The 4090-nt window shown below is 72.0% G+C and carries 4 protein-coding genes; 1 reads left to right on the forward strand and 3 read right to left on the reverse strand.

The window, feature by feature from the left end; translation table 11 throughout:
* Positions 1 to 4: 4 nt before the first annotated feature.
* The 3 genes from ACFU6K_RS32950 to ACFU6K_RS32960 all read right to left on the reverse strand — a co-directional run bounded on the left by ACFU6K_RS32950 (position 5) and on the right by ACFU6K_RS32960 (position 3018).
* A complete protein-coding gene (locus tag ACFU6K_RS32950) occupies positions 5 to 394 on the reverse strand; it encodes an SCO5389 family protein (protein WP_380669312.1) in 390 nt (129 codons plus the stop codon).
* 140 nt (positions 395 to 534) lie between these two features.
* The gene (locus ACFU6K_RS32955; RefSeq protein ID WP_380669314.1) at positions 535 to 2079 is read right to left on the reverse strand and encodes an MFS transporter; all 1545 of its coding nucleotides are present in this window, start codon (positions 2077 to 2079) and stop codon (positions 535 to 537) included.
* Positions 2080 to 2265: 186 nt separating this feature from the next.
* Positions 2266 to 3018 (reverse strand): TetR family transcriptional regulator, encoded by a 753-nt coding sequence (locus ACFU6K_RS32960; RefSeq protein ID WP_380669316.1) that lies wholly within the window; start codon positions 3016 to 3018, stop codon positions 2266 to 2268.
* An 80-nt stretch (positions 3019 to 3098) separates the two neighbouring features.
* Here ACFU6K_RS32960 and ACFU6K_RS32965 point away from each other — a divergent pair, with 80 nt between their 5' ends.
* Positions 3099 to 3974, forward strand: coding sequence for an SDR family NAD(P)-dependent oxidoreductase (locus ACFU6K_RS32965; RefSeq protein ID WP_380669318.1), 876 nt, complete (start codon positions 3099 to 3101; stop codon positions 3972 to 3974).
* The last annotated feature ends 116 nt before the right edge of the window (positions 3975 to 4090 follow it).

Below are 4090 nucleotides of genomic sequence, written 5' to 3' on the forward strand. Positions count from 1 at the left end.
GCCGTCAGCAGCTGCGCAGCTCGGGGCTCTGGTTGCGGATCTGGTTGTGCAGCGAGGTGAACTCGCGGTACGCCGCGCCGTCCTCGGTGCCGGGGCGGAAGGCGCCGACCCGGTGGCAGTTGACGAAGGCGAGCTTCACCCCGAAGTGGTTCTCCAGGCTGCCGCGGATCGCGTTGCTGGCGAGCGCGCGCAGCAGCTGGGCGCGCTGCTCGTCGCTGGGCGTGGTGTTGTCGGTGGTGAACTCCGCCCCGCCGGCCGCGAGTTCGGTGCTGAGCCCGGCGACGACCTGGTAGGCGTACGGGAGCGAGGCGCGCACGGTGTCGAGGAACTCGGCCTCGTCGACGCGGCCCTGCTGGGCCTGGGCGAGGAGGGCGGGGGAGACGTCGAGCGACATGGGTGTCCTCTTTCGGGGGGTGCGTCGGGGTTTCGGGGTCGGGTCGGGCTTCGACCCATGGCGGGCAGCGGTCACCCGCAACGGTTATCGAAGATGAAAACCATTACGGGGAAGACTCTCCCGGTCACCCTGACGCCCTGTCAAGCACCGCCCCCCGAAGGGCTGACGGCGGGCGGCACCGGCAGGCGGCCGACCTTGATGACGAACACCGCGATCGCCACCGCCAGCGCGGCGAACACCAGGCCCATCTGGAAGGCGCCGGCGATGCCGTGCACCAGCACCTGCGAGGAGTAGGGCGCGGGGAGCCGGCCGGTGGCCCGGAACTGGGCGGCCTGCTGTGGGGTGGCCTGCCGGAGGAAGGCCCCGGCCTGCTGCCGGGCCTCGTTGCGGCTGGCCGTGCCGTACACCGTGACCAGGATCGACAGGCCGAGCGAGCCGCCGACCTGCTGGGTGGTGTTGAGCATGCCGGTGGCCGCGCCGGTCTCGTGCGGGGCGACCCGGGAGACGACGGTGAGGGTGGCGGGGACGAAGATCGAGCCCATGCCGAGGCCGAACATCATGGTCGGTCCGAGGATGCCGCCGACGTAAGTGCTGTCGATGTCGATCCGGGTCGCCCAGGCGACCCCGCCCAGCACCAGCAGTGAGCCGGCGACCAGGAAGGGCTTGGGGCCGAAGCGCAGCTGGTTGCGGGCGGCGAACTGGGCGGCGCCGACGATGGCCACGCTGATCGGCAGGAACGCGAATCCGGCCCGCAGCGGGCTGAAGCCGAGGATCTCCTGCACGAACAGGGTGATGAAGAAGAAGATGCTGAACATCGTCGCGGCCACGCAGAGCATCAGCCCGTACGCGCCCGAGCGGTTGCGCTCCCGCAGGAGGCGCAGGGGCATGATCGGCTGGCGCGCGCGCCGCTCGTTCGCCACGAACGCCGCGACCAGGACCACGGCGAGGCTGAACGAGGTCAGCGTCACCGGGTCCGTCCAGCCGTGGTCGGAGGCGCGGATGAAGCCGTAGACCAGCGAGACCATGCCCGCGGTGGCGGTGAGGGCGCCGGTCAGGTCGAAGCGGCCGGGGTGGCGTTCGGACTCGTTGATGTAGAGCGGTGCCAGCAGGGCGATCGCGATGCCGATCGGCACATTGACGAACAGGACCCAGCGCCAGGACAGCCAGGAGGTGAGCATGCCGCCGAGCAGCAGTCCGATCGCGCCGCCGGCCCCGGCGACGGCGGAGTAGACCCCGAAGGCCCGGTTGCGCTCCTGGCCCTCCTTGAAGTTGGTGGCGATCAGCGCCAGCGCCGTGGGCGAGGCGATGGCCCCGCCCACGCCCTGCAGGGCCCGCGCGGCCAGCAGCCAGGCGGCGGACTGGGCGACCCCGCCGAGCAGCGAGGCCAGGGCGAACACCAGCACGCCGACGACGAACACCCGCCGCCGCCCGAGGATGTCGCCCGCCCGCCCGCCGAGCAGCAGCAGCCCGCCGAAGGTCAGGGTGTAGGCGTTGATGACCCAGGACAGGTCCGTGGTGTTGAACTTCAGCGCCTGCTGGATGTGCGGCAGCGCGATGTTCACGATCGTGATGTCCAGGACGACCATCAGCTGTGTCGCCGCGATGACGGTGAGTGCAATCCCCGGGTGCTGGCCCCGACGTGCGGTCGCGGGCGAAGCCTCGGCCAGGGCGCGCGAGGTGGCCATGGCGGTCCCCCAAAGGGTTCGGGGGTGAACGACGGGAAGGGGACGGATTCGTTCACCACTACCGACGGTATCCCCGGGGCATAGGGAACACAATCGTTCATTACGGACATGCGCCCGCTCCCCGGTCACTCCGTGCACCGGTGCGAAGCAGGGGCGAAGTGGAGGCCGGGGTGGAGCGGCAGGGGGTCAGGGTGTGTCGTGGGGCCATCCGTCGCCCTCCGGGCCGTGGGGCCATCCGTCGTCCGCGCGCCGGGTGGCGGCGACGGCGTAGCCGGTGAGCAGGGCGGTCAGGATGTCGGTGAGGCGGGGCTCGACGTCGACGACGGAGTGGGAGAGCGCGGGGTCGGTCTCGTAGAAGGCGCGCAGGTGGGTGCCGGGGGCGGCCATCTGCCAGAGGGCGCCGGCCATCGAGGTGGCGGTGGTGACGACGCTGCGGGCCTGGTCGGCGCTGAGCGGGGCTGTGGAGCCGAGGGCCGCGCCGACCGCGTCGACCTCGGCGATGGCCCGGACCTTGAACGCGCGGACCGTGTCGAGGGAGACGTTGCGCTCCAGGTTCAACGGGGTGTGCGCGAGCAGGTCGCAGAAGAGCGGGCGGGCCACCAGCGACTGCGCCAGGACGCCCGCGATCGAGAGGACCCCGCGGGCCCACGCGGGGTCCGTTGCGCTCTCGCACGGGGGGAGGGTGGCAAGGCGGTCGCGGACCTCGGCCGACCAGTCCTGCCAGGCCTCGGCCGCGAGCCGCAGGAAGATGTCCTCCCGCGTCTCGAAGTAGCGCAGCATCGCGGACTTGTGCATGCCGACCTCGTCGGCGATGGCGGTCACGGTCACCTCGCGGACGCCGTTGGCGGTGGCCAGGCGTGCGGCGGCGGCGAGGATCGCGTCCTCGTGGGCGCGCTTGGCCTCGGGGGTGCGGGCGCGCTGGAAGTCGGAGTCGGTCACGCGTCGAGTCTAGCGAAACGTGGTTGCGGTAATAACAATCCAGCGTTGCGTTATTACCGCAACGGTGTTTCACTAAATCCATGAGCACTCACACCGGCACCCGCACCTGGTTCATCACCGGCTCCTCGCGCGGCTTCGGCCGCTCCCTGGCCTCGGCCGCCCTGGCGGCCGGTGACCGGGTCGTCGCCACCGCCCGCAAGCCCGAGCAGCTCGACGACCTGGTCGCCCGCTACGGCGACCGCGTCCTGCCCGTCGCCCTGGACGTCACCGACCCGGCCGCGGTCCAGGCCGCCTTCGCCGCCGCCCGTACGGCCTTCGGCTCCGTCGACGTCGTGGTCAACAACGCCGGGTACGCCAACCTCGCCCCGGTCGAGACCGCCGACGAGGAGGACTTCCGCCGCCAGTTCGACACCAACTTCTGGGGCGTCTACCACGTCTCCAAGGCCGCGATCCCGCTGATGCAGGAACAGGGCGGGGGCATCGTGATCCAGTTCTCCTCCGTCGGCGGGCGCGTCGGTGCCACCCCGGGGCTCGGCTCCTACCAGGCGGCGAAGTTCGCGGTGGACGGTTTCACCCGGGTCCTGGCGGCCGAGACCGCGCCGCTGGGCATCCGCTACCTCGTCGTCGAGCCCGGCGGGTTCGCCACCGACTGGGCCGGGCCCTCGATGCGGGTCGACGAGGTACCCGCCGACTACCGCGCCACCGTCGGTGCTCTGGTCGACCTCCTGCGCGGCGGCGGGGCGGCCGTGGGCGACCCCGACCGTGCCGCGCAGATCCTCGTCCGGATCGTCCACGCCGACCGGCTGCCCACCCACCTGCTCCTGGGTGCCGGCGCCGCGGACATGGCGCTGGACTACTCCCGCGGCCAGCTCGCCGAGGCCACCGCCTGGCAGGCCGTCTCCGCGTCCGCAGACACCGGCGCCGCCTACCCCGTCGACCTGCCGGCCGGCGGCTGAGAAGCCTGCCGCGAAGTCCCGAAGTCCCAAGGTCCCGAAGGGAGAACCCGGACATGCGACCGTTCCACGGCAAGGCCGCACTGGTCACCGGCGCCGGCTCGGGCAAGTGCCGCGCC

The sequence above is a fragment of the Kitasatospora sp. NPDC057512 genome, from assembly GCF_042802135.1.
GTDB lineage: Bacteria > Actinomycetota > Actinomycetes > Streptomycetales > Streptomycetaceae > Kitasatospora.